19 protein-coding genes are annotated in these 25,105 nt (G+C 62.6%); 6 read left to right on the top strand and 13 right to left on the bottom strand.

Going from position 1 to position 25,105, the window contains the following annotated elements; translation table 11 throughout:
* Positions 1-134 precede the first annotated feature (134 nt).
* Together OKW44_RS04500 and OKW44_RS04495 are read left to right on the top strand one after the other, a co-directional pair.
* Complete coding sequence (locus OKW44_RS04500) at positions 135-860, top strand: pirin family protein (protein WP_018425253.1); 726 nt, start codon at positions 135-137, stop codon at positions 858-860.
* 97 nt (positions 861-957) lie between these two features.
* Complete coding sequence (locus tag OKW44_RS04495) at positions 958-1,371, top strand: DoxX family protein (protein ID WP_018425254.1); 414 nt, start codon at positions 958-960, stop codon at positions 1,369-1,371.
* Between the two features lie 111 nt (positions 1,372-1,482).
* Here the strand turns inward: OKW44_RS04495 and ahpF are convergent, their stop codons facing one another.
* The 3 genes from ahpF to prpR form a co-directional block, all read right to left on the bottom strand.
* Complete coding sequence (ahpF, locus tag OKW44_RS04490; RefSeq protein WP_018425255.1) at positions 1,483-3,081, bottom strand: alkyl hydroperoxide reductase subunit F; 1,599 nt, start codon at positions 3,079-3,081, stop codon at positions 1,483-1,485.
* A gap of 172 nt (positions 3,082-3,253) precedes the next feature.
* Entirely contained in the window at positions 3,254-3,817 is a 564-nt protein-coding gene (gene ahpC, locus OKW44_RS04485; protein WP_018425256.1) for an alkyl hydroperoxide reductase subunit C, read from the bottom strand.
* Positions 3,818-3,965: 148 nt separating this feature from the next.
* Positions 3,966-5,987, bottom strand: a complete 2,022-nt coding sequence (gene prpR, locus OKW44_RS04480) for a propionate catabolism operon regulatory protein PrpR (RefSeq protein ID WP_018425257.1) — start codon at positions 5,985-5,987, stop codon at positions 3,966-3,968.
* Positions 5,988-6,185: 198 nt separating this feature from the next.
* On the opposite strand from prpR, the gene OKW44_RS04475 reads away from it, so the two are divergent.
* From OKW44_RS04475 to OKW44_RS04465, 3 genes are all read left to right on the top strand, one after another.
* Positions 6,186-7,070 (top strand): isocitrate lyase/PEP mutase family protein, encoded by an 885-nt coding sequence (locus OKW44_RS04475; protein ID WP_018425258.1) that lies wholly within the window; start codon positions 6,186-6,188, stop codon positions 7,068-7,070.
* A gap of 334 nt (positions 7,071-7,404) precedes the next feature.
* Complete coding sequence (locus tag OKW44_RS04470; RefSeq protein ID WP_018425259.1) at positions 7,405-8,838, top strand: MFS transporter; 1,434 nt, start codon at positions 7,405-7,407, stop codon at positions 8,836-8,838.
* Between the two features lie 39 nt (positions 8,839-8,877).
* The gene (locus OKW44_RS04465; RefSeq protein WP_018425260.1) at positions 8,878-9,315 is read left to right on the top strand and encodes a GNAT family N-acetyltransferase; all 438 of its coding nucleotides are present in this window, start codon (positions 8,878-8,880) and stop codon (positions 9,313-9,315) included.
* Positions 9,316-9,411: 96 nt separating this feature from the next.
* Here OKW44_RS04465 and OKW44_RS04460 read toward each other — a convergent pair whose 3' ends face one another.
* The 10 genes from OKW44_RS04460 to OKW44_RS04415 all read right to left on the bottom strand — a co-directional run bounded on the left by OKW44_RS04460 (position 9,412) and on the right by OKW44_RS04415 (position 22,160).
* Entirely contained in the window at positions 9,412-10,308 is an 897-nt protein-coding gene (locus tag OKW44_RS04460; protein WP_084754444.1) for a fimbrial biogenesis chaperone, read from the bottom strand.
* Positions 10,309-10,426: 118 nt separating this feature from the next.
* The gene (locus OKW44_RS04455; RefSeq protein ID WP_051103854.1) at positions 10,427-11,851 is read right to left on the bottom strand and encodes a fimbrial protein; all 1,425 of its coding nucleotides are present in this window, start codon (positions 11,849-11,851) and stop codon (positions 10,427-10,429) included.
* 78 nt (positions 11,852-11,929) lie between these two features.
* Positions 11,930-14,476, bottom strand: a complete 2,547-nt coding sequence (locus tag OKW44_RS04450; protein WP_239499268.1) for a fimbria/pilus outer membrane usher protein — start codon at positions 14,474-14,476, stop codon at positions 11,930-11,932.
* Between the two features lie 214 nt (positions 14,477-14,690).
* On the bottom strand, positions 14,691-15,449 hold the full coding sequence (locus tag OKW44_RS04445) for a fimbrial biogenesis chaperone (protein ID WP_018425265.1): 759 nt from the start codon (positions 15,447-15,449) through the stop codon (positions 14,691-14,693).
* A gap of 93 nt (positions 15,450-15,542) precedes the next feature.
* Positions 15,543-16,082 (bottom strand): fimbrial protein, encoded by a 540-nt coding sequence (locus tag OKW44_RS04440; protein WP_018425266.1) that lies wholly within the window; start codon positions 16,080-16,082, stop codon positions 15,543-15,545.
* Between the two features lie 900 nt (positions 16,083-16,982).
* A complete protein-coding gene (locus OKW44_RS04435; RefSeq protein ID WP_018425267.1) occupies positions 16,983-17,843 on the bottom strand; it encodes a 2OG-Fe(II) oxygenase in 861 nt (286 codons plus the stop codon).
* A gap of 88 nt (positions 17,844-17,931) precedes the next feature.
* A complete protein-coding gene (locus OKW44_RS04430; protein ID WP_018425268.1) occupies positions 17,932-18,411 on the bottom strand; it encodes a nuclear transport factor 2 family protein in 480 nt (159 codons plus the stop codon).
* Positions 18,412-18,775: 364 nt separating this feature from the next.
* The gene (locus OKW44_RS04425) at positions 18,776-20,215 is read right to left on the bottom strand and encodes a nicotinate phosphoribosyltransferase (protein WP_018425269.1); all 1,440 of its coding nucleotides are present in this window, start codon (positions 20,213-20,215) and stop codon (positions 18,776-18,778) included.
* A gap of 291 nt (positions 20,216-20,506) precedes the next feature.
* Positions 20,507-21,709, bottom strand: coding sequence for a CpaE/TadZ family protein (locus OKW44_RS04420; protein ID WP_018425270.1), 1,203 nt, complete (start codon positions 21,707-21,709; stop codon positions 20,507-20,509).
* A gap of 181 nt (positions 21,710-21,890) precedes the next feature.
* Positions 21,891-22,160 (bottom strand): hypothetical protein, encoded by a 270-nt coding sequence (locus OKW44_RS04415; RefSeq protein WP_018425271.1) that lies wholly within the window; start codon positions 22,158-22,160, stop codon positions 21,891-21,893.
* 1,324 nt (positions 22,161-23,484) lie between these two features.
* Between OKW44_RS04415 and OKW44_RS04410 the strand changes: the two genes are divergently transcribed.
* Positions 23,485-24,912, top strand: coding sequence for a sigma-54-dependent transcriptional regulator (locus OKW44_RS04410; RefSeq protein ID WP_018425272.1), 1,428 nt, complete (start codon positions 23,485-23,487; stop codon positions 24,910-24,912).
* Positions 24,913-25,105: the final 193 nt, after the last annotated feature.

Here is a 25,105-nt window from a genome sequence, read left to right as displayed (position 1 = left end):
ATTGTCCACTCCAATGCGACAGTGTTTCCGGTTTTATCATGATTATAGCCATCCTGATTGACCTACACTGTCGTTCATGGATCGCAGCCAAACATCTGGCCCGGATCGCACGACAAAACTCAAGGAGAAAGAGCATGCTCGAAATCAGACACGCCAACCAACGTGGCCGCGCGGAACACGGCTGGCTCAGCTCGCGTCATACGTTTTCGTTCGCGAACTATCACGATCCGAAGCAGAACGGCTTTTCCGACCTGCTCGTGATCAACGACGACCGTGTGGCGCCGGCGCAGGGCTTCGGCAAGCATCCGCATCGCGACATGGAGATCTTTTCGTACGTGCTCGAAGGCGCGCTCGAACACAAGGACACAATGGGCACGGGCTCGGTGATCATGCCGGGCGACGTCCAGTTGATGAGCGCGGGCACCGGTGTGGCGCACAGCGAATACAACCATTCGAAGAGCGAGCCGGTGCACTTCCTGCAGATCTGGATCGCGCCGGCCCAGCAAGGCACGAAGCCGCGCTATCAGCAACAGCACTTCGGCGCGGCCGACAAGCGCGGTGTGCTGCGGCTCGTGCTGTCGCCGGACGGTGCGAACGGTTCGCTGCAGTTGCAACAGGATGCGCGCGTGTATGCCGGTCTGTTCGACGGCGACGAAACCGCACGGCTCGAACTCGCGAGGGACCGCTATGCATATGTTCAGGTGGCGCGCGGCAGCGTCACGGTGAATGGCGTCGAGCTTGCCGAGGGTGACGGCGCGCGGGTGCGGGGTGAAGAAGCGCTGACGTTCACGCAGGGCCGCGAAGCGGAAGTGCTCGTGTTCGACCTGCGTAATATCGAAACCTCGGCGTTGTGGGCATAAGCGCTCCGCTTGCGCTGCTATTGACTCAAACCTGAACGCGGCTCGCTGGACGACGATTTCCAGCGAGCTTCATCGCTCTACCCTATCGGGAAAAATCATGCGCTACACACTGTTTGAAAACCAGAAAGACGTCGTCGTTCTCGTCGCTCGAATCCTGCTGATGGTGCTGTTCGTGATGTTCGGCTGGTCGAAGTTGACCGGCTTCGCAGGCACCGTCGCTTATATGACGTCGACCGGCGCGCCCGTGCCGGCGTTCTCGGCTGTTATCGCGGTGGTGATGGAGCTTGTGGTGGGCGTCGCGCTGTTAGTGGGATTTTTCACGCGACCGCTGGCGCTGCTGCTTGCGGTGTATACGCTCGGCACCGCGATCATCGGCCATCACTACTGGAACATGACGGGCGCGATGCAGTACGACAATATGATTCATTTCTACAAGAACATCGGCATCATCGGCGGGTTGCTGCTGTTGTGCGTGACCGGCCCCGGCAAGTATTCGTTCGACCGGCGGTGATACCGATTCCCGTGCTTTAACGAAAAAGGCCCGCACGAATGCGGGCCTTGTTGCATGCGCAAACTGAAACGGCGGCCCGCGGGCCGCCGTTTGCGTCTCTGATCTACCGGATCAAACCGCTGCTTCGGCTTCCGCTTCCGCTTCGCTGACCGCCGCGACTTCTTCGCTGTTGCGGATCAGGTGATCGAATGCGGACAGCGATGCCTTCGCACCCTCGCCCACCGCGATCACGATCTGCTTGAACGGCACCGTGGTCACGTCGCCGGCGGCGAACACGCCCGGCACCGACGTCGCGCCGCGCGCATCGACGACGATCTCGCCATGCTTCGACAGCTCGACCGTGCCCTTCAGCCATTCGGTGTTCGGCACTAGACCGATCTGCACGAACACGCCTTCGAGTTCGACCGTCTTCACTTCGCCCGAAGCGAGGTCCTTGTAGACCAGACCGTTGACCTTCTTGCCGTCGCCGGTGATTTCCGTGGTCTGCGCCTGCGTGACGACCGTCACGTTCGGCAGGCTGCGCAGCTTGCGTTGCAGCACCTCGTCGGCACGCAGCGTCGCGCCGAATTCGAGCAGCGTCACTTCGCGCACGAGACCCGCCAGGTCGATCGCGGCCTCGACGCCCGAGTTGCCGCCGCCGATCACCGCGACGCGCTTGCCTTTGAACAGCGGGCCATCGCAGTGCGGGCAGTACGCGACGCCATGATTGCGATACTCGCGCTCGCCCGGCACGTTGATTTCGCGCCAGCGCGCACCGGTTGCGAGGATGATGGTCTTCGCCTTCAGCACCGCGCCGTTGGCCAGACGTACTTCGATGATGCGCCCCGGAATCAGCGCTTCGGCGCGCTGCACGTCCATGATGTCGACGTCATAGGACTTCACGTGCTGTTCGAGCGCGGTCGCGAACTTCGGTCCTTCGGTTTCGGTCACGGAGACGAAGTTTTCGATCGCCAGCGTATCGAGCACCTGGCCACCGAAACGCTCGGCCACGACACCGGTCGCAATGCCCTTGCGCGCCGAGTAGATCGCCGCCGCCGCGCCCGCCGGGCCGCCGCCGACGATCAGCGTGTCGAACACCGGCTTATTCTCCAGTTGCTTCGCGGCGCGCGCACCGGCGTTGGTATCGAGCTTCGCGAGGATTTCCTTCACGCCGCTGCGGCCCTGGCCGAAGGTTTCGCCGTTCAGGAACATGGTCGGTACCGCCATGATCTGGCGCGCGTCGACTTCGTTCTGGAACAGCGCGCCGTCGATCGCGACGTGACGGATGCGCGGATTGATCAACGCCATCACGTTCAGCGCCTGCACGACTTCCGGGCAGTTCTGGCACGACAGCGAGAAATACGTTTCGAATTGATAGTCGCCGTCGAGGCTGCGGATCTGTTCGATCACCGCATCGTCGAGTTTGACCGGATGGCCGCCGACCTGCAGCAGTGCGAGGACGAGCGACGTGAATTCATGCCCCATCGGAATGCCGGCGAAACGGATGCCGGTTTCCTTGCCCGCTTCGCCAATCGAGAACGATGGCTTGCGTTCGTCGTCGCCGCGACGCTCGATCAACGTGACGCGCTCTGACAAGGTTGCGATGTCGTTCAGCAGGGCCAGCAGTTCCTGCGACTTCGCGCTGTCGTCGACCGACGCGACGAGCTCGATAGGCCTGCTAACTTTTTCGAGGTACGACTTCAGTTGAGTCTTGAGATTGGCGTCAAGCATGGCGTTGCGATTCCGTGACGAGGGGTGTGGGTGTCCCGGCGCCGCACGCATCCGGATAGGACGTGTTGGGCCCGGGGACGCGCGAAGCGCCGTATCAGGCGATTCGCGCGGTGAAGCGACGGGAAGATCCCGGCAGATGCAGACTGCGGGTGCAGCGTGAGCTGCGCGGACCTTAGATCTTGCCGATCAGGTCGAGCGACGGGGTCAGCGTTTCCGCGCCCGGCGTCCACTTGGCGGGGCACACTTCGCCCGGGTGCTTTGCGATGTACTGAGCGGCCTGAACCTTGCGCAGCAGTTCGCCAGCGTCACGGCCGATGCCGTTGTCGTGGATTTCGCACAGCTTGATCTCGCCTTCCGGGTTGATCACGAACGTGCCACGCAGCGCGAGGCCCTCTTCTTCGATCAGCACGTCGAAGTTGCGCGAGATAGCGAGCGTCGGGTCAGCCAGCATCGGGTACTTGATCTTGCGGATCGTATCCGACGTGTCGTGCCAGGCCTTGTGCGTGAAGTGCGTATCGGTCGACACGCTGTAGATTTCCACGCCCAGCTTCTTGAAATCTTCATAACGATCGGCCAGGTCACCGAGTTCGGTCGGGCACACGAATGTGAAGTCGGCCGGGTAGAACACGAAAACCGACCACTTGCCCTTCAGGCTTTCGTCAGTGACGGTCTGGAAATCGCCGTTGTGAAAAGCCTGTGCTTTGAACGGTTTGACTTGACTGTTGATGATCGGCATTTGCTGAATCCTCTCTTTGAGGGGGTTGGAAAGTGGAGTCAGTATGTCAGACTACGCTTAATAGGTAAAGTGGATTGTGTCAATGAGTTCGATAGTCCCGCCCTATTAATTTCGTCGGTCGAAACTATCGGACGATTTGCCGGGCGTTTCAGCCCTTCAGAAGCCGCCACAGCGTGGTTCTGCCGATGCCGAGCGCGCGGCTCGCGGCGGCGCGATTGCCGCCCGATTGTTCGAGGGCGCGCAGCGCGGCCTCACGGCTGGGGGTAGCGCGGGGCGCCGTACTGCCGGGCGCAGAGCCTGGAGGCGCCTGTGTGATCTGCTCGACCTCGACCGCCCTGATCCGGAAGAACTCGGGAAACACGGCCTGCTGGTCTGGCAAGGCGTCGGCAGTCAAGTTCCCGGACATCTCGTTGGTTGGCTCACCGATATAAATCGCCGCGCGGGCCAGGAGATTTTCCAGTTCACGGACGTTACCGGGCCACGCGTAATCCGCAAAAAGCGGGGCAAGGAACACGAGCACCCGCTCGAGCCCCGCCGCCGACAAGCCGTACTGCACCGCGTTGCGCTCTAGCAGATGCCGCGCCAGCGGCGCGATGTCGGCACGGCGTTCGCGCAGCGGCGGCAATTTTATCTGAAGCAGATTTAATCTGAAATACAGGTCCGCGCGAAACGCGCCCTCCTCGACGAGCGCGTGCAGATCGCGGTGCGTCGCGGCGATCACCCTCACGTCGACCGGCGTCGCGCGGCCCGCGCCGAGCTTCATCACCTCGCGCTCCTGCAGCACGCGCAATAGCCGGCTTTGCAGCGCGGCCGGCATTTCGCCGATCTCATCGAGAAAAATAGTGCCGGTGTGCGCGATTTCAAACAACCCCGGCTTGCCGCCGCGCCGCGCGCCCGTGAACGCCCCTTCCTCGTGTCCGAACAGTTCGCTTTCGATCAGCCCCTCGGGCACCGCCGCGCAGTTGAACGCGACGAACGGATTGCCGCGCCGCCGGCTCGCGTTGTGAATGCCCTGTGCGACCAGTTCCTTGCCGGTGCCGCTTTCACCACTCAGGAGCACGGTCGCGTCGTGCGCGGCGCCGGCGCGCGCGAGCCGGCGCACGCGCTCGAGCGCTGCCGAAGCGCCGATCAGATCGTCGAGCCGGTGCCGCGCGACCAGATGCCTCGGCCGCTGGCTGGTGCGCAGGGAACGGTCGATCCGCTGCGCGACGAGTGCGTCCTGCGCCGTCACGACGAAACCGGCGCGCGCGCCCTGCTCGACGATCGGCACACAGCCGACGATCAGTGCGCGGCCGCCGATCTGTTCGATGCGTTCGTCGACCGGCTGGTCGGCGGCGCGCGTCTCGCGCAGCAGCGGCGCGAGCGCGCGCGCGACTCGTGCGGGGGTGTCCTCGTCGTCGTTTGGAACGTCCTGCGCGGCGCCTAGGCCGAGCAGTTCGAGCATTGCCGGGTTGACGGCTTCGAGCTGGGCGGCTTCGTCGAACGCGGCGACGCCGTCGCGCAGATGCGCGACGATCGTGTTCAGGCGCACCCGCTTCGATTCCTTCTGGCGGCTCACGCGCGCCAGTTCGACCGAGCGCTCGAACGCTTCCTCGACCGCGGCGAGCGAATACAGAAACACGCTTTCCATGCCGGCCTGCTGCGCCAGATCGCAGGCCATGCCAGCGCCGACCACCACGCGGCAGCCCTGCGCGGCGAGTTCATCGACTGCGAGCCGCACTTCGTCGATCGACCGATACGCGCGCTGCCGCAGATCGACGTTCAAGAGCGGGCTCAGGTCGGCCAGCTCCTGCGCGATTGCTTCGTGCAGCACGAGCCCGATGCGCGCCCGCGGCCATGTGGCCGTCGCGCGCGTGATCGCGCTCAACACGTCGAAGCCATTCACCTTGACCATTACCACCGGCACGCTGAGGTTCTCGCGCAGGTACGCGCCGTTCGAGCCGGCGGACAGTACGACGTCGACCGAACCTGCGTCCACGTAAGCCTGCAACGCGGCGACGGCCGCCCCGTAGCCCTCCCGCACCGTGAAGAACTTCGCCCGGCCCGCGTAGCGCGGCGCCACCGTCTCGCAAAGCGACTGCAGTCGGCTGATACTGACGAGTGCGACACCGGGCCGCCCGGCGTCGACGGCGGGGCTCGGATTCGCGACGAATGGGATGAACGTGGACACGCCGCCCTCCTCGATTGAAACGTTCCTCGAAACGTTTCATGAGACGTTTCATCGATTGTGCCACAAACGTCCAGACCGACCTGGTATCGCGCAAATCCTTGTTCCAGCGGAACGACCCGTGAAACACTCGCCAATGGCACGCTTCCTGCAGAATGTCGCCGGCGTTCTACTACCGATTTCCCTCATGGAGACCCCATCATGACCACCACTTCCGCCAGCCGCCGCGCCGCCTTCCGCGCCAAGGTCAATCAGCGTCAGGGCCTGCTCGTGCCCGGCGCGTTCAACGCGATGAGCGCGCGCGTGATCGAGGACGCCGGTTTCGAAGCGGTCTACATCACCGGCGCGGGCGTCACCAACATGTCCCTCGGTCTACCCGACCTGGGCTTCATCGGCCTTGCCGAAGTCGCAGAGCACACCGCGCGCATCCGCGACGCGGTCGCGCTGCCGCTGATCGTCGATGCCGACACGGGCTTCGGCAACGCGCTGAACGTGCGCCAGACCGTGCGCGTGCTGGAGCGCAGCGGCGCCGACATGATCCAGTTCGAAGATCAGGTGATGCCGAAAAAATGCGGCCACTTCTCGGGCAAGGAAGTCGTCGCGGCGAGCGAGATGGTCGGCAAGATCCGCGCGGCTGTCGACGCGCGCGAAGACGCGAACCTGCAGATCATGGCTCGTACCGACGCGGCCGCGGTCCACGGCATCGAGGACGCTATCGAGCGCGGTCATCGCTTCATCGAGGCGGGCGCCGACATCCTGTTCATCGAGGCGACCGAATCGCTCACCGACATCGAGCGTCTGCCGGGGCTGTTCAATGTGCCGCAGCTGATCAACATCGTGATCGGCGGCAAGACGCCGGTGCAGTCACGCGACGCGCTCGCGAAGCTCGGCTACGGCATCGTGCTGTACGCGAATGCGGCGCTGCAGGGCGCGGTGCTCGGCATGCAGCGCGCGCTCGGCACGCTGCAAAGCAACGGCCGCCTCGACGAGGACGCGACGATCGTCGCGCCGTTCAGCGAGCGCCAGCGGCTCGTCAACAAGCCGCTGTATGACCGGCTGGACAAGGAGTACGCGGGGAAGGACTGACGCTCGGGCGGCGGCGCGGCGGTGTGACGCGCTGCATGCCCGCGCGATATGGAACCCTTTATTGCGTTAGGATTCAGGGCTGGCAATCGAGGCTGGCAATCAGGGATGACAAGCGGGACTGACAATCAGTCAAGCCGATGTTCCCGCCAGCCCGCCGCGACAGTTCGTGGCACCGGCCTCCTCTCGTCGGCTCGCTCTCCCGGCTGCCGGCAGAATCACAAAAGCGCAAACGAAAGGTAGTCGCAAGCACCATGAAGTCAAACTATCCACGCGCCCCGCGCGGGCTCGTCAATTGTCTTTCAGCGCGCACGCGCGCAGCACGGGAGCTCACCCGATGAGCGGCACCCGCACCGCGCACGTCGGCTGGCTGCCGTACATCGTCGCGGCTACCTTCTTCATGGAGTACCTCGACACCACGGTGATCGCCACCGCGCTGCCGCAGATGGCGCGTTCGTTCGGCGTCGGCCCGAACAGCCTGAGTCTCGGCATGACCGCCTACATGCTCGCGCTCGCGATCTTCATCCCGGCGAGCGGCTGGGTCGCCGACCGCTGCGGCGCGCGCACCGTGTTCGTCAGCGCGATCGGCGTGTTCACGGTCGCGTCGGTGCTGTGCGGACTGTCGCAGAACGTGCCCGAGTTCACGGCCGCGCGGCTGCTGCAAGGCATTGGCGGAGCGATGATGGTACCGGTCGGCCGTCTCATCGTGGTCCGCAGCACCGAGAAAGCTCGCATGATGCAGGCGATCTCGACGATCACATGGCCGGCCATCGCGGCGCCGGTGGTCGGCCCGCCGATCGGCGGATTCATCACGACCTACGCGTCGTGGCGCTGGATCTTCCTGTTGAACGTGCCGTTCGGCCTCGCGGCGATCGCCGTCGCGCTCGCCATCGTGCCGAACCTGCGCGGCACCGAGCGCAAGCCGCTCGACGTCGTCGGCCTGCTGCTGAGCGGCGTCGCGCTGACCGCGATTCTGTACGGCGCGGAACTCGCGAGCCAGCCGGCCACCAATCCGTGGCTCGCGGTCTCGATCGTGGCGGGCGGTCTGCTGGTCGGCGCGCTCGCGTTCCAGCATGCGAAGCGTCATCCGTATCCGCTCGTCGACGTGTCGACGCTGAAGGTGCCGACGTTTTCCGTGACGGTCATCACCGGCTCGTTCACGCGCATTGGCATTGGCGCGGTGCCCTATCTGATGCCGCTGCTGTTCCAGGTCGGTTTCGGGCTGTCGGCGTTCCGCTCGGGGCTGCTGCTGCTCGCGAGCGCGCTCGGCAATCTCGGCATGAAGGCGCTGACCACGCGCATCCTGCAGCGCTACGGCTTCAGGATGGTGTCGATCGTCGATGTGGCGGTGGCCGGCATTTTCATCATCGCGTGCGGACTGCTGACGCCGGACGTGCCGCTCGTGTTCGTGCTAATCGTCGTGTTCGTGTACGGCATCGCGCGCTCGATGCAGTTCTCGACGCTCGCGACGCTCGCCTATGCCGACATCCCGCAGCCGCAGATGAGCGCGGCGAGTACCCTGTGGAGCGCGGCCGCGCAGATGACGATCGGTCTCGGCATCGCATTCGGCGCGGTGTCGCTGCGCGTCGCGGCGCTGTTCAACGGCGAGACGACCGGCCATGTGTTCACGCTCGACGATTTCCGCCTCGCGTTCCTGTTCGCGGGCGTGCTGACGCTGCTGTCCGTGCTTGGATATATGGGGCTCGCCCGCAATGCTGGGCAGAGTATCGGTGGGGGTTCGCGCGGCGGTGAAACTCCGGCGAAGAGCTAAGGGACGCGCAAGCGCTGCGCGATCAAAAGGAGACGTGCCGTGCAAGCAGGCGAACTGGCGATTTCCAGCCGCATCGACGATCTCGACCTCGACCTCGTCTACACATTCCTGTCGCAGGAAACGCCGTGGGCGCGCGGCATGCCACGCGCGACCTTCGAGCGCGCCGTCGCCGGGTCGCTCTGCTTCGGCGGGTTTGTCGACGGCAAGCAGATGGCGTTCGCGCGCCTCGTCACCGACGAGGCGACCTTCGCCTACCTATGCGACGTGTTCGTGCTGCCCGCGTATCGCGGCCAGGGCTATGCGTCGGCGTTGATGAAACATATCTTTGCGAGCCCTTCGCTCGCCAGTCTGCGTAGAGTCGTGCTGGTCACGACCGACGCGCATCGCGTCTATGGGCCGCATGGGTTCACGTCGCTCGAGAACCCCGAGCGGTATATGGAGCTACATCGACCGGATGTTTACAAGACGGACGCATGAACACGCATCCAAATGCCGACTATCGCGGGTGTGCCATGATCGGCTTGCACGGCCGCCGCCCTTAGCCTTCTTCTCTGCCCGCAATCCATGCAATTGTCATGGCCCAACTGCCACATTTCGTTCATCGGCTACCGGATTGCCATCATCGCCGATCAGAGAAAATAGCACGCTTGCATTTTCACCCGGGTTGCCGTGCAGCGTCTCGAGAGAGAAAGTGGCGCTGGAAAACGGGGCGACCATATCGGCCTGGGCTTGTTGCGACGCATTCGCCAGCTTGACCTCCACGGCACCGATCGTGGCGTAATAGGGTGTCGGGTTGTCAACCTTCAGCACAAGTTTGTCCGATGCCTGGGCAAGCGAGAACACAAGATGCCGGGGGAGCTCGCTCACGGAATAGGGGAGCTTTTCTGGTCGCACGAACACCTTGACCTGGGTGCGCATCGTAACAGTCACCGTCTGAGCGTCGGGTAGCCGGTCTCTAGGTGTTGCTGGAATCTCATACAGATTGAGCCAGAACAGGGACTCGCGATCTGCGGGCAGCGGCGCTCCCGAATTGATGAGGCGCAGACTCGTTTGATCACCTGGACCCATGCGAAAAACAGGCGGCAGCAGGATGATCGGCGCCTTCGACTCCTGTGGCACCGAATTGATGTCACCGTCATCCACCCATGCCTGAACGAGTACCGGGTACTTGTTGACATTGAACACCTGCAGGGACTGTTCGGTGGCACCCGCCGCGAACACCACCCGCGACACCTCGGGCGTCACACCGGCAGCGGCCTGAGCGCTCCATATAGCCAGGGGCAGTGCGCCCCACGCAAGGGCGAAGCGCACCAACTGGCGCGATCCACGCACGGCCAGACGTGTCCAGCCAGTACGAGACCTGCCCACCTGTCCACGCGCGGTCGGGGCACCGCGCCGGTCCGCAAACGTCGGGCGAATCGACGGTCTTTCGGCATCCTGCGCGCGGGACGCTGACACGTGGATCTTCATAGGGGCTCACAAAGATGGATGCTGATCTAACGACTTTACTATTCGGTTGCGGCCGCAAACTTCATTAGAGCGCCGCAACCGGCGCTCTAATAATGACCGTTTGTGACGGTAGAACCGATTACTGCACCCGCACGATAACCTGAGCCGTCGCGTTAAACTTCCCTGCCGTCACCGGCGTCGCTCGTGGCGCAAAGGCCTTGAAGGTCGCATTGATCGTGCGCGTATAGGAGGTCATGCCGCCAGATGCCGGGCCATTTGCAGATGCATCATTCAAAACCGGATCCCAGCCATCCTTGGTACCGCCAGCGGTGACGTACTCGTTGGTGAGGAAATTCAAGGCAGCACCTCCCGGCCTCGACAATGCCACACCCACGCCGGTTGCAGCACCGGGATCGGTTCCGTAGCCATCGGAGAGCAGATAGCTTACGCCGCTTCCCGTGGTCGTCAGGCCCACGCTGGTCGCGGTCTGTGCATTGGCCGGCGGAGCAAGAATGCCCAGCGCGGTCTGGTTGGGCGCCGTTCCGCTCGCGAAAGCCGCTAGGTTCGCAGGCTTAGTGGTCTGGCACTGCATCTGGATTGTGATGGGCAACTGCCTGGAACCACCCTGATTCAGTTCGCCTATCGTAATCGACGGGAAATTCACCACCGGTGTTGCATTGGTCACTGCACAGGTGGCGGATCGTCTGACCGTTACATTGCCATAAGGGTTAATCGAGCCGGGCCAATTGCCATACCAGCCGTCGTAGTGATTGAGGGAGTCGGCGCCAACCGACAGGTTACCCTTGATGATAGTGCCACTGGCGCCGCCAACAAACGCAGAATAGGCGACGGGCTGGGAATACGCCCAAGCCCCAGTGCTAGTATTGTCATAGACCGGGCAGGTGCTGCACTGGAAAAACTCCATCTTGTACTGACTGAAGTTCTTTGCCTTGACGAGAAACCAGCCCTGACTGTCGACATCGAGGTTAGTAAGGGGCGTAGCCTTCCAGTACCGCGACACGTATTCACCTGTTGTCATGTTCGTTACTCGGGACACGACCCCCGTGTAATAGGTTTCATACGTTTCCGGGATACCTGACTGGGCACTGACATTGGTATAGCCAGCATATGCATTATCGCCGTTCGTCGAATAGTATTCAAACATGGTGCCGGCCGAATCAGGGGAGCAGCGGAACAGAACCTGCTCGGGACTGTAGCCCCCAACGCCTTTATCACCGAGGTTGACCATGGGCGCCACGCCGCTTGCGAGCAGCGTGCCGTCTGGCACAAAGGGAGGGGTGTTGATCTGAATGGTCATTGGATAGGCGCCTTTCCCCCCCCCATCGGTTGACCCCGTCCAGCTACTGGCAACGGTACCCGGGTCCGTGTAGAGATTCGAATTCTTATTGGTGGTAAGACTCGTGATCTTCCAGCACCCCCTCGAGGTGGACTGGGCCGAGGCGTGCGTGGGCACGACGATGCTCGACATGACAACCAGCGTTGCCAGCAGGCCGTTTCGGCTCACCCGTGGCGAATGCCGGACGAAGTTTAAAAAACGCTTCATGAATAAAAACTCCTAATAGTCGTCGATTCCGCCGTGAGCCCGAATCGACGGGTGCGTCAGCCTTGCCGGCGCACAACATTACCTGGCTGCGGCCTGAATTTCAGCCGATTCAAGGGGCGTGCACCTTGCGCTCATCCGAATGATGGGTGCGGAATCCTGCCCGGTGGTGTCGTACGCGATAGCGCATTGATCTTCGCGATGCTCTCCCCACTTCACGGTCAACGTGCCGCGATCCGCCGGCACCCGAGCGTAGACCTGTCCACCCTGACCCACCATACCGATCGCAGCGCCGGTGCTGTCCAGCACATCCGCGCCCAGAGGCAGCGGCTCGCCTTCCGGCCGAGTCGCTCCGATCAACAACGCGTGACCGGTCAGTGTGGAGAATTTGAGCAGCACAGCAGATCCGGCATACGGTGCAATCCGAATCTGGTTACCTGTCAATTCAGCGTTCTGGTTGATCCCCTTGGTATCAAGCGCCACATCGTTGTAGCGGTACGGTGTCAGCGACGGAACGATTGCGTACCCGAAACTGTCCACGCGCGCACCCGACCCGTTGCGCACAGTGGCACCCTCTGCACCCTTGGCTTCAACGAGGCCGAACGTATCGCTCAGGTACGGGCCGAATGTGACTCCACCACCATGCGCGACTGCTGCGCCGCGTGCGTTGGCACCAGCCTGCCAGAAGCCATTACCCTGCGAATAGTTCGCGCCCATCGTGACCATCGACAGGTTCTTCTGCACGTTGCCGCTGACGCTCTTCGCGCCGTTTTGCGTCTCGGCCGATGCCGTCAGGCCATAGCTGAGTGTCTGCGCCGTATCGGCGATACCGCTTACCGACGTCTGGAACGAGGTGCCTTGGCCAGTACCGGTTGCAACGCTGCCGGAGAGACTTGCGGAGCGCGGGCCGTAGCCGAGCGGGATCGAAACCGTCGCCATGAACGTATTGGACGACTGGCCGCTTGATCCCGACTGGCCACTGCCGGACACCAGGTTCGGCAAGCCCGTGCTGTAGAGCATGGCGGTCTGCTGGCGAATGAACGACAGGTTATAGTTGATCGACTTGTAGTGATTGTTATAGCTGAGCTGGAGCTGCGTATCGCGCGGCCTCGAGCCATAGTAGCTACTTATCGCAGCTGACAGAGAAAGGGAGCCGTACTGGTTGAGGCTCTGGTTGACGTTAACCGTAAACTGATCGCGCTGCTGATACGTGCCTGAAGACCAGGTCTCGCCGCTCTTATAAGCCGCCCGTGCGCTCAGTGCATCCAGAAAGTCCCGATATCCTTTGGTCGAATAGCGATAGCCGGCCAGCGAGAACGTAGTCATGGTCTGCTGGAGGGTATGGCTGTAGTTGATGGAACTCCGCCATCCGTTCACGCGGTTACCCTGCGCATCGAGTGCGTTGGACCACGCAGCGTTCAGGCCGAACGCGCCAAATGACGTTCCAAATACCACACCAGCCAGTACGGACTGGTAATCCGTGGAAAGACGTGCGCCGCCGTTGGCGGTGATCATATTGGTCAGACCGCGCTCATATGTAAAGTCGGCGAACTTTGCGTTCGAGCTTTCCACCTGGCGCACCTGACCCAGCGTGAAACTGTAGTGTGACGCGCCGGGTCGCAGTGAGTTCGGCACTGCTGAAAACGGCACCGTGAACGTGGACACCTGCCCGTTCGCTTCAAACACGCGCACGGTCAGGTCACCCTGATAGCTCGTGGGATTCAGATCGTTGATCGAAAACGGACCCGGCGCAACTGTGGTCTGGTAAATGACGTTGCCGTTCTGACTTACCTCGACCCGTGCGTTGGTGTTGGCAACACCATTCACGACCGGCGCGTAACCGCGCATGGAGTCCGGCAGCATGCGCTCATCAGTCTCGATATGCAGCCCTGTATAACCCACACTACTGAGCAGGTTGCCACCCGTGAAGTTTTGCCCGACAGTGAGGTGGCTGTTCCAGCCCGGCAACGGTCGCTCGGCGTACGTGCGAATGTTGTTCCACTGCCCGGCGCTACCCGCGGGGCTGTTGTTAAACGTATAGGCGGATTGCTGGTGAAATCGCCATAGCCCGATATTCAGACCGGCGTTGATACCCGCATAAAGCGAGTTTGTCTTGTAACCAAACGCCGATGACGTGTAGTAGTTCGTGTCATAGTTGAGATAGGCCATGGTCTGGCCTGCCTCGAGGTTGGCCAGGTCGACTGCACCGCGCGGCACATGCTTCATCTGCGCGTGAGGAACGCTGATGTTCAGACGCAGGCGCGGCAGGTCGAAGGCAGTGGATGCGCCCGGCACGCGCTTCGCAAGCGGACCGCACAGCGCAGTCAACGCCTCTGCGGGTGGCGTATGCACGGTTGGCATAGCCTCATCCGGGACACTGTCCATTGATCCGGAAGACGCGCCGGACACTTCGCTGGATGTGGCGCTCTCTACCAGTATCCCGGTCGACATCAGAAATTCGTCGCTCAGACACGGATAAACCTCGCCGCTATCTGCGCTGCGGAACTCGACCGGCCGACGGGAAATAAAGACATCATTCACGTAGATATCGACCCGATAATTTCCGGGGTCAACGCTGCTGGTTTTATTAAAGCGTTCGATATCGGCGACACCGAGTGATGAACCCATCAGTAGATCGCTGTCGAACGTATAGGCAGGTGCTGCACTAGCAGAAGCCTCGACAACTGTCGGAATTGGCGCGGCCAGCGCCCGGCATGCGGGGATCGCAAAACCGAGGGCCGCTACGACTATCGAAACCTGGGAAGGTCTGATTGACCGTACGTCGGTGGAAGCACCCCGACTGTTGACGGAATACACTGCTTTTCGAGGCTGACGCAACATCTCACTTGATCCCTTGTTCTACGATTACTGGATATTCCGATTCGTGAACCGCACCGTAGTCGTCGACGTGTTTGATTTTCAGACTAGGGGTTGCCCCTTCAAGCGGACATTCGCCCTTAATGCTCCATCCAGCCTCGGAACGAGGCGCAACCATGTCAGCCGCGAGAGTTGCGGTATGCGTGCCGCAGGTCAAACTGCCGTCAAGAAGTGAAATGTGGTAACCCGACGGATTGTTGGCGGTGACGTGCTCACTCTTGCCTTCTTTGCCAATACGAAATGTGAGCAGCTGCTGCGCTTTTTGTGCGCTGCCTTCAATTCCGGTCGGACGATAGAAAAGCTTGAGCCGGTTGCGCAACATCACCAGCATCTGGTTCTGGTCGGCGTAGGCCGCGTTTTTCGATGGGATCTGCAGGGTATTGAGGTAAAAGACCGACTCGCGATCTTGCGGCAGATCCTTGCCGGTAAACACCAGGCGTACTGTCTGCCCCGCCTTGGGCTCGATGCGGAATATGGGTGGGGTAACCAGAAACGGCGCGTCGGCCGTGTCGGGGGTGGACTGGGCATTCCCCGAGTCAACCCATACCTGCATCACGCTTGGTCCATCGTCCTGGTTGGAAAACTGCAGACTCTGCTCTCTGGCGTTTCCATCGAAGATGACACGGGTACTGGGCATGATGACACTGGCGCAGGCGCTGCCAATCTGGGCAGCACACGTTGCGGCCAGCATTACCTTGTAAACATTTTCACGAACCCAGCCCATGATTTCTCCGTTTCCGCAAGCTGTTGATTAGATGTACTGATATAAAATCCTTCGGGCTTGCTCAGATATGCAAGCCCGAAGGCAAGGGGGTGATTACTGGTAGCTAACTGCGTACTGCACGCTGCCCAGAACCGAACCTGGCGTTGCGCCGCCTTCTTCGGAGATGTACTGAACAGCGAAGTCGTGCGACGCGGCCGATGCGCCAACTTCCAGATTCAGACCCGGTGCTGCATAACCGTTGACGCCGCTCAGATTGAACGGCGCAGCGGGTGCTGCCGGATCGAGCAGTTGCAGGGCAACTTTAGTCGCGGTGCCGGTGTTCCCCAGATTACCGCTTGCGGTGACCTGGTTGCCCACGAACACCGTATTGATCGACTGAGCCACCGTCGTCGGAGCCATACATCCCGTCACGCCAATCGTGAAGTTGGTCGGTTCAGCGGTAGCGCCCGCAGCAGCCAACTGTGACGCTGCGACGGTAGGCAGCAGCACCGTCGGGCTGGCAGCATTGCCATTGATCGCAACCGCGCACGTCTGATCCGTCACTTCGCCCTGGAAGTTGATGGTGTTGCCGCTGGCAGCAAACGCGAAGGCAGGAACAGCTGCAATGGCGAGGGCAAGAAGATGTTTTTTCAAGGTATAACTCGTTTTGGAAAGGTTGATAAATGTGCCGCTTCTCAGGCAGCAAACGAATTCTGATTCTTTCAACGTCATTTCGCTCTAGGACGTCTCCGATAACTTCGTTGGTAGGCTCGGACATCCGGACAATTCGAAGGAAAGCGCAGGCCAATCGCACAAATTGTTCAATCGTTATGAATTGTGACAGCCGGGAATTTGAGGGCGATAGACGTCGTTGGTACATGCCTTCACCGGTTCAGGGCGATGCCATCTCCGGGGCAAAATCCAGAGTAATCGCGTGCACCACTTTGTTTAGATGCCTTCCGGTCAATCTTTAAATAACAATCTTTAATACTTCATTCAATCGCGCTATGGCGGGAATGGCAAAGATCTTCGATTGGAATCAATCGCATTCGGACGACGCCCTCGATCTAGGGGGTACGCTAAGAAAGGGGCATCAAAGTACGCCAAGCCAAATGCCAACCCCGTGACTCGGGATGGTGTCACCGTGCGTTCTCGACGACAGCTCCGTTCTGCAAGGTGAATTCCGCATTTCCGAAGGAGCCTGTCTGAAGTGCCGTGCATCCTGTTTCTTGCGACCGGTCCGCTTTCTCTCCTTAAACAACCTTCTACTGTGGGCGTGCCCTCGTCTGCACGCGGAAATGCGCATGGCACAGCACGATCTTGCTATCGTTAGAACGATTGTCCTTCCCGATGTGCCGCTGAACGCGCGGACGATTCATGCCCCGTTCCCTCCTGAATCCACGCCCAAGGCCCGCGTCGCGGCGCTTGCCCCTTACGGGAAGCGCCATGCAGAAGGTCCATTTTTCTGCCTATCTTGCCTGGGGTGAACATCAACCTCGTTGGCTTTGCGGACCGGGACGAAGCGGATCGGAATCAAATTTGCCAGAGCCCGCCTCAGCCGTACGCGCGCTCGCGCATCCACTTCGTCATGATCCACTTATCGCCGGCAAGCACCGGCGCGCCGCCGTGCAGAGTCGACGGATCGAGCTGGCGTTGGCCGTTCATGTAGCGGAAATACACCGCGCCGCCCGCGCGCGCCGCGACCGACAGGCTCGCTGACGGAAACACCGTCTCGCCGCCGTCGGCGACGTCGTTCAAATACATGATCAGGGTCGCGACGCGTTGGCCGCCCTGCGCGGTATGCACCGCGCTTCCCGGATGATCGGGTGTGAAGAAGTCGAAATGAGGGCTGTATTCGCCGCTCCTGTCGTAATGGAGCACCTGCAGGCCTTCGCCATTTTCGAGCGGCCAGTTCGTCAGGCTCTCGATGCGCCGTTCGATCCGCGCGATCAACGCATCCTCACCGCGCCGATACCAGACGCCTTCGCTGGTGCGGTTGCGGATCACGTCTTCGTGGCCGGTGAGCGGATTGACCGTCGTCGAGCGTTTCAACCGATGCCGCGAGCGTTCGATCAGCTCGGCGCATTCCGCGACCGACAGCACGTCGGCGAACACGACCAGCTGCGGACGCTCACAGCGCAGCAGCACGCGCACATCGCGGTCGTCGGCACGGATCAGGTTGCCGCGGGCGACCGGCGCGGCGTCGTATCGATAAGGCTGGGTGGCTGGATCGGCGACTGTGGCTTGCGCCGCGGGGTCGGTCGCGCGCCGATCGAACGCATGGTGGACCGCGACGCGGGCGTCGCCGCCGGCAAAACCGGCCTGCACCATCGCGTCGATCATCGAGCCCGGCGTGCAGCCCCGCGCGACATTGCTGCTCAGCCATTCTTGCCAGGCTGCATCGACGACTCGCATAGCGCTTCCTGTGCAGCGGCCCGGCAAGGAGTGCGGGCACGCGTGCTTCGATCATCGCAGGCGCGATGCGCGCGCCGCCCGCATGCGCCTAGTCGCGCCTCAACTGCCCGCGATAGTGCAGCAGCCCTCGGCGCGCCTGCTGCCTGAGCATCCGCTGCACGAACGGCGACCAGCCGAACAGCGTGCCGCGCACGCCCATCGCCTGGCGCATCCACAGCCACAGATCGAAGCGGTCGCGATGCTCGACGATGAGCCCATCGCGGAACACGAAACTCGCCTCGATCCGGTTCACGACGTCGCGCCCCGTCTGGACGAAACGGTAGCTCGCCACCCACTGCGCGCGGCCGGCATGGTCGTCCGCCTCGATGTTGCTGAAGGTCAGCGTGAAGTCTTGCGCATGCTTGACGAGCATGCGCCACATGTCGCGCGCTTCATCGCCAACCAGCTCGCCGAAAGCGGGGTCGCTGAAGACGACGTCGTCGGCATAACAGGCGACCATGGTCTCGGCGTCGCGTTGCCGGAAGGCCGTGTAGAAACGTTCGATCAGCTCGGTGTTGGGATGGCTCATTGATGTCGTATGGTGTATTGCAGGAGCGCGTCATGCACGTGCAGAGTCGCGCCGCGCTCCGGAAAAACAGCCCGCGCGCGGTAGGCGGCGGGCATGGCGCACACGATATAGGAAAACGGCGTGAAGGGGGCCGGCGCGAGCCGACGACGGCTTTTACCCTTCCGATACCGCTCCCTTGAAGCGCACCACCTCCGCCCGCCAGGAGAGGTAGGACGCATCGAGATCGGCTATGTGGCGTCGGCCGCGTTCGCGGGCGTGTTGCAAGCGTCCTGTCGGATATTGCGGCAGGTCTGCCGTTCATGCAGCCTACTGGGCGCTGATGACCCACCCGCTCGTGACCATGCCGATGCGTCAGAAAGCTGGATCAACCTTCGTCCGCATATGCGCGGCCTCGAATCTCGGCCAGCGACGTATCGACCAGCAAGTGGCCCGCCTCGAACACCGTCTCGAGCGCTTCGCCCCACTCGCCCTCCACCGTGCTCCCGTCCCACGCGATCGGCAACGTGACCGTCCGGTACTCGCCGGTGCGGCGATGGCGCAGCAAGGTGAGCCGGCCTTTCATCGAACGCTTGCCGTGATCCGTGACTGGATCCTTCGACACATCGTGCCACGTGTCGCCTAGCCGGATCGCCGAGCACTTCATCGCGAAGCGCTGCGTATCGCGATTGATCTGCTGCAACAGCGCACCGCCCATGCCGAACACGATGTTGTCGGTGGCGAAGCCGGCCTCGTCCATCGCGGCGAGGATCGCGACGATCGAATCCGGGTTCACGCCGTCACCCTGAATCACGCGCACATGGTCGAGCACGCGCCGCCCCTTGCTGTTGGTCTGCGACCCGAACGAAGCCTCCAGCGAGCACAGCGTGTGCAGGACGATCGTGCACGGATCGCCGGAGTCCGGGCGAATCACGAGCATGCCGCCGGAATCGAGCACGGCCTGCTTCAGCTCGCCGCCCCATGCGTTGAGCGCGGCGAACAGGTCGTAAGAGTCGGACACCACCGAAACGATCGCGCCCGGCTTGCCGAAGCGGGCGATCATGTTGCGATACGCGTCGACTTCGCGCTCGCGGCCCCACGACGTGATCGTGCTGTGCTCTGCCGCCGGCACCGAGAACGCGGCCATGCGGTCGCGGTAGAAGTGATTCGCCGCAATCACGCCGAGCACCGTATCCGAGCCCATGAAGCTGACGAGATGTGCCGCGCCGCCGATCGCCGCCGACTCCGCGCTCGACACGCCGCGCGCGCCGAAATCGTGCAGCTTGAACGGTAGCTGCGAGAGATCGTCGCTGCTTTTCAGCAGATACGCGCGGATCGTCTGGCGCAGATGCCAGCTTTGCGTCGCGACCGTGATCGGATACCATACGCGCATCAGCATCGTCTCCAGATACGACGTGAGCCAGAACACCTGCGGATCGTCGCACTCGACGGTGACGAGCACGTTGTGCGTGGGCACGACCGAGCCTTCGGGCGCCGCGCGAATCCGCACCGGCAGATAGCCGCCGTATCGCTGCACGACGTAGCGCCAGCCCGCCTCGTTGAACGGCTCGCCGTGCGCGCTGAAGAAGGTCCGCGCCTGGTCGATCATCGCGCCGGTAACCGGCCGGCACAGGTACTCCTTCAGCAGCATCTGCAAGCCGAAGAACAGCGTGCGGTCGTAACGTCCGCCGCGCGATTCGATGTACGAGAACATCGCCGTCGCGTCGGGCGGATATTGCAGATAGTGCGATGCCTTGTACGAATCCGTATTCAGAATCGGATTGGACAGGATCGACGCGAGGTCGCTGAAACCCTGCGCGTTTTGCATGGACGGTGCTGCGCTCACGTGATTTTCTCGCTGGAGTGACCGGACGGCGCGAGCCTGCCCGACGCTTTCGAGACTCCGAGGCCGCGGCTCTACGCCTACAGAATATGCCGGAGATGAACCTGTATCTCACCTTACTACGGTATGCGCGATAGCGCTCGTCGTCGGACTGTAGCTTCTCTTCGCGCAGGATGAGTCTGGCCTGCAGCGCCAACTGCAGCCGCAGACGATCATCTTCCCGATCTCGAGGTTCACCAGCAGAAGACCGGGCTCGAGCAGCGAGTAGACGTCGTCCTAGACTCCCGGCTTCAATTGCGGCGGCAGATTCGGCCACGTCGCGAGCAACCTCCCGAGCATGCTCCTGCGGCGCTCCGCACCCGCGGGCCACAGCATGTTCGCGAGCAGCACGATCCCTTGCGCGAGCCCGCTGTCGCGCGCGCAAGCGACGAGCGGCACGCCGCGGCTCAGCGCATCGTTGACGTGCTGATCGTCGCGCGGCAGTTGATGCGCGACCCTCGCGCCGAGCGTGCGTTCGAGCATCGGTAGATTGATCTGCGCGCCCTTGTCGTAGTGGTTGACGACGACCCGCACCTTGCTGGACGGGTGCCCCAGTTCGCGAAAGATCTCGAGCATGCGGCGCGCGCCGTGCAGGTACAGCGGGTTCTGCCGCACCACCATGCAGATCGCGTCGCTATGCGCGAGCGCGCGGATCGTCGACGGATTCAGGCTCGTGCCGACGTCGATCAGCACCGCGTCGTAGCGCTCGCGCACCAGCGTCAGAATCCGGTCCAGCTGACCGGGCAGTAGTTCGGCGGCCTTCAACGGATCGCCGGCGCCGGCGAGCAGATCCAGGTTCGGGCACACGTGCATCGCGCACGCGTCGAACAGCGCCGGGTCGAGTTGCTCGTTGCGCGAGCACAGATCGACGAGCGTCATGGGCGGGGGGCGATTCGCCATCAGCAGGCTCGCGTCGGCGAATTGCTGGCTCAGGTCGATCAGCAGCACGCGCCGCTCACGCCGCGCGGCGAGCGCGCACGCGAGGTTGACCGCGATCAGCGTGGTGCCGCTACCGCCCTTGCTCGACGCCAGGGTGACCACGCGCGCGTGGCGCCGCTCGGGCTCGCGGCGCCGCGCTTCGATCTGCGCAAGCGCATCGACGACGGCCTGACGATCGAGCGGCCACGACAGCACCTGCCGCACGCCGACGCGCAGCGCCGCGCCGATCAGCGCGGTGGACGGCGCCGGCGTTACCAGCATGCAATGTAGCGTCGGCGCGCAGGCGAGCGTTTCCTCGATGCCGTCTAGTCCGCCCACGCTCAGATTGGCGTCGTCGACGATCAGCAGGTCGGCGCCGCGGACCACGCGCGCGTGCATCGGCAATTGCCGGGCCGGACCGAACGCGGTGTGCAGCCGGTAACGCACGCCGCTCTCTTCGAGGCGCACGACGATTCGCTGCGCGTTTTCGATGCTCGCGGCAATCAGGAAGATGTCGATCATGGCAGCTCTGCGGCGCTTGGCGCGTCATGCGCGGGCTTTTATTCCAGTCGTCTGTTCACGATTGACGACGCAGGCTTCGGCGCGAGTTCCTTACCGCGACGCTCCTCCGTGAAAACCATGAGCCGGCAAACGGTGCTATCGAATTCCTGCGCGGTCGCTGCGAGCCGACGAGCGGCAAGCGTCAGCCGTCGGTTTCATCGTCGTCGCGCCGATGCGCCGCGCGGCGTTCAGCGCGCACCGGCATGGCGTACAGCGCGTCGCGCAGCAGGTCGCGGCGGATCTCGGCTTGCGCTCGGCGCTCGAGCGCCTCGGCGACGACGAGCGTCAGCAGATCGACCGACGAGCCCGCCGCCTGCGCGAAAAAGCGCGCGCGCGATGCCGCGACATACCGCCGGTAAGTGCTTCTGGTTCCTCCCGAAGCGGCCGGCCTGCGAATCAGTTGTGGTTTCATGTCAGCCCCGATGTCGAGCAGATTTGCGCCGGGTCACGCCGTCTGGTCTCAGCGCCCCGGCCGTTGGGCCAGGTCGCCGTGCCCGTGCCAACCCACGGACACGGCCCCTGGTTCACCTCGTATATCCGTCTCTCTGTGGAGACTAGGCCTCTCTCCCCGCTTCATCGCGCCGGCCGGTCCTTATCCGGCGCTGCCCCTTCCCTTTGCGGCGCGTCGCTCGCGAATGTTGCCAGCGCGTTGCCTGTCGTTATCGCCACCCTTTTCGCGTCGTGAGGACAAAAAGTCGAAAAGGAAAAACGGCGAAGTCGTTGCCCTTTTTTCGTCCGGTTTTGAATGGCCGCCAAACCGGTCCGCCACTCACCCGTTTTCTAACGTATTTAAGAAGGCCCCGCCGCGCTCCCGCAAACACCTGATGGCTGGCTTCCCCGACCATGTCTGCGAGTGACTTTTTTACCGCCGGTCTTTTTTTAATCCGGTTTTCCCGTACCGTCGACCTGGCGGCAAAACATTTTTCTGTGCAGACCTTATTGCAACGGTTATGCCAACACGCGTTCGAATAGCTAAGGCGCCCGTCAGGGCTTCACGCTGCCGAGAAATCGGTTTGCTTTTGACGCAGTGCGAGCCTGTCCGATTTTTGGCGTGACGCGCATTGATTCGTTTCTGACACGCCAAATCGCTGTGCGCTGGCCGCAAAACGCGCCTCCCGCTCCGTCTCGCCGGCCTGCTGACTGGCCGCGGGCCCGTCCACGCGCGGCTTCGCCGCTCTTTCCGGTTGGCAAAGCGCCCCACCCGGCGCGGCAAAGCGCATTCGACTCGCGCTGTCCAATCTGTCGCAAGTGTGAAACATGACTGCTCGCGCCCCGTCCGTTTTAGTCACGCCTTAATCCCAGGGCAATTGCTACGCAATGTGCGATTCCGCGCATAACCGGCCTTGACCGCTTATTCATTAGTGATCCGTGTTAATCCGAAAAACCGACACGCACTCTTGATCCATGTTTCTTTTCTGGCGCTTTTAGGCGCTTTCGCTTATCGTTAGGCCATACGCCAATCAGAGCGCTTGTATCAGGTCAACGAGGCAAGCCACGGTTCAAGTGGTTTTCACGGTTCGGGGAAAAATCGCCGGGCAGTTTCAGCAATGAACGACAAGGTCGGCGCCATTGCATGAATCGGTCTACCATGCAGCGTTCCGGTTCGCGCCGCACTTGAAGCGTGTCCCTTGTTCGTGATTGCTGCTGTCGTGAATGCGTCGCAGCCGGAGTGCAGCAACTGGCCGCCTGAATCTCACAACGTCGCACGGCAGTCCTGAGGATCGAACGGGGGAACCATGACTACGACTTGCACGCCGGCCGACATGGAACGCACGGTTCTGTACGTGGCGAACGCGCCCGACCAGAAACTCGTCGAGTTTCTGGCCGCGTCGGGATGGCAAGCCATGCACGCAAAAAGCACGGCCGTGGCGGAACGCATGATCGAACGCGGCAACATCAAGGTCGGTCTCGTTCAACTGCCCGAAGATTGCACGTCACAGCAGCTGTCCGCGCTCGCGCTGTGCATGCGCCGCGTCGAAACCAACTGGGTCGCGCAGATCGTGCCGGGCCAGGCCGACAACGAGCTGGTCAGCCGTTTCATCCTCGATTACTGCTTCGACTTCGTCACGCAGCCATGGCTCAACGAGCGGCTCGTGTTTGCGCTCGGCCACGCGCATGGGCTGTCGAGCCTGCGTCAGCCGCGCGTCGTGCCGGAGCCGTCGCTCGGCCGCCACGGCATGATCGGGCAATGCGAGCCGATGCAGCAGCTCTACCGGCGCATCGATAAATGCGGCGTGACCGATGCGCCGGTGTTCATCGCGGGCGAATCGGGCACCGGCAAGGAGCTGACCGCTCGTGCTATTCACGACCGCTCGCCGCGCGCGGGCCGCACGTTCGTCGCGATCAATTGCGCGGCGATTCCGCCGAGCCTGTTGCAGGCCGAACTGTTCGGCCACGAGCGCGGCGCTTTTACCGGCGCGGTGCAACGCAAGCTCGGCCGGATCGAGAGCGCGCATGAAGGCACGCTGTTTCTCGACGAAATCGGCGACATGCCGCACGAATGCCAGGCGGTGCTGCTGCGCTTCCTGCAGGAAGGCACGATCGAGCGGCTTGGCGGCAACGGTCCGATCAGCGTCGACGTGCGCGTGATCTCGGCCACCCACGTCGATCTGGAGCGCGCCGTCGAAGACGGGCGTTTCCGTTCCGACCTCTATCACCGGCTGTGCGTGCTGCGCCTCGTCGAGCCGCCATTGCGCGAGCGCGGCGGCGACATCAAGCTACTCGCCAATTACGCGCTCAGCATGTACAAGCAGGACGGCGCGCGCAAGCTGCGCGGCCTGTCGAGCGACGCGATCGTCGCGATGTCGAACTATCCGTGGCCCGGCAACGTGCGCGAGCTGATCAACTGCGTGCGCCGCGCGGTCGTGATGAGCGAGGGCCGCTTCATCACCGCGATCGACCTCGGCCTACCCGAGGCTGACAATGGCCCGGCGATCACGCTGGCGGAAATCCGCAGCAAGGCCGAAAAGGATGCGATCGGGAACGCGCTGCTGCGGCACGGCTACAAGCTGTCCGATGCGGCGGCCGAACTCGGCATTTCGCGCGCGACGCTGTACCGGCTGATGCATGCGAACCGGCTGCATCAGGAGCCGTCCGGACGCGGCGCGAGCAGCAGCCCCCATGCCGATGACGAAGCAGAGCGCCAGACCTCTTCAGTGGCATAAGTGCAGATTTAAGCGTTTTTTGTAGTGAACGCTTAGCAGCGCACGGTCACGGCGATTGGGCATTCCCGACTTTCCGCGCTCTGCCCGCACGTAGCGTGGCCGTCGGGAACATCCTCGCGCCGCCGCCAGCATTGCCACCCGGCAAGCGGCCTCCTACCTCCTGCGCCGCCCCGCCCACGGGGCTTTCCGGGCA

It is taken from the genome of Paraburkholderia lebeckiae (assembly GCF_050436325.1).
GTDB lineage: Bacteria > Pseudomonadota > Gammaproteobacteria > Burkholderiales > Burkholderiaceae > Paraburkholderia > Paraburkholderia tuberum.
Note: the sequence above shows the minus strand (reverse complement) of the source record. Positions and strands in the feature narration are given on the sequence as shown.

Coding starts and splice junctions, on each gene's coding strand:
- OKW44_RS04500 (WP_018425253.1), top strand. CDS start 135: ATGCTCGAAATCAGACACGCCAACCAACGTGGCCGCGCGGAACACGGC.
- OKW44_RS04495 (WP_018425254.1), top strand. CDS start 958: ATGCGCTACACACTGTTTGAAAACCAGAAAGACGTCGTCGTTCTCGTC.
- ahpF (WP_018425255.1), bottom strand. CDS start 3,081: ATGCTTGACGCCAATCTCAAGACTCAACTGAAGTCGTACCTCGAAAAA.
- ahpC (WP_018425256.1), bottom strand. CDS start 3,817: ATGCCGATCATCAACAGTCAAGTCAAACCGTTCAAAGCACAGGCTTTT.
- OKW44_RS04475 (WP_018425258.1), top strand. CDS start 6,186: ATGACCACCACTTCCGCCAGCCGCCGCGCCGCCTTCCGCGCCAAGGTC.
- OKW44_RS04470 (WP_018425259.1), top strand. CDS start 7,405: ATGAGCGGCACCCGCACCGCGCACGTCGGCTGGCTGCCGTACATCGTC.
- OKW44_RS04460 (WP_084754444.1), bottom strand. CDS start 10,308: ATGAAGATCCACGTGTCAGCGTCCCGCGCGCAGGATGCCGAAAGACCG.
- OKW44_RS04455 (WP_051103854.1), bottom strand. CDS start 11,851: ATGAAGCGTTTTTTAAACTTCGTCCGGCATTCGCCACGGGTGAGCCGA.
- OKW44_RS04450 (WP_239499268.1), bottom strand. CDS start 14,476: ATGGGTTCATCACTCGGTGTCGCCGATATCGAACGCTTTAATAAAACC.
- OKW44_RS04445 (WP_018425265.1), bottom strand. CDS start 15,449: ATGGGCTGGGTTCGTGAAAATGTTTACAAGGTAATGCTGGCCGCAACG.
- OKW44_RS04435 (WP_018425267.1), bottom strand. CDS start 17,843: ATGCGAGTCGTCGATGCAGCCTGGCAAGAATGGCTGAGCAGCAATGTC.
- OKW44_RS04430 (WP_018425268.1), bottom strand. CDS start 18,411: ATGAGCCATCCCAACACCGAGCTGATCGAACGTTTCTACACGGCCTTC.
- OKW44_RS04425 (WP_018425269.1), bottom strand. CDS start 20,215: ATGCAAAACGCGCAGGGTTTCAGCGACCTCGCGTCGATCCTGTCCAAT.
- OKW44_RS04420 (WP_018425270.1), bottom strand. CDS start 21,709: ATGATCGACATCTTCCTGATTGCCGCGAGCATCGAAAACGCGCAGCGA.
- OKW44_RS04415 (WP_018425271.1), bottom strand. CDS start 22,160: ATGAAACCACAACTGATTCGCAGGCCGGCCGCTTCGGGAGGAACCAGA.
- OKW44_RS04410 (WP_018425272.1), top strand. CDS start 23,485: ATGACTACGACTTGCACGCCGGCCGACATGGAACGCACGGTTCTGTAC.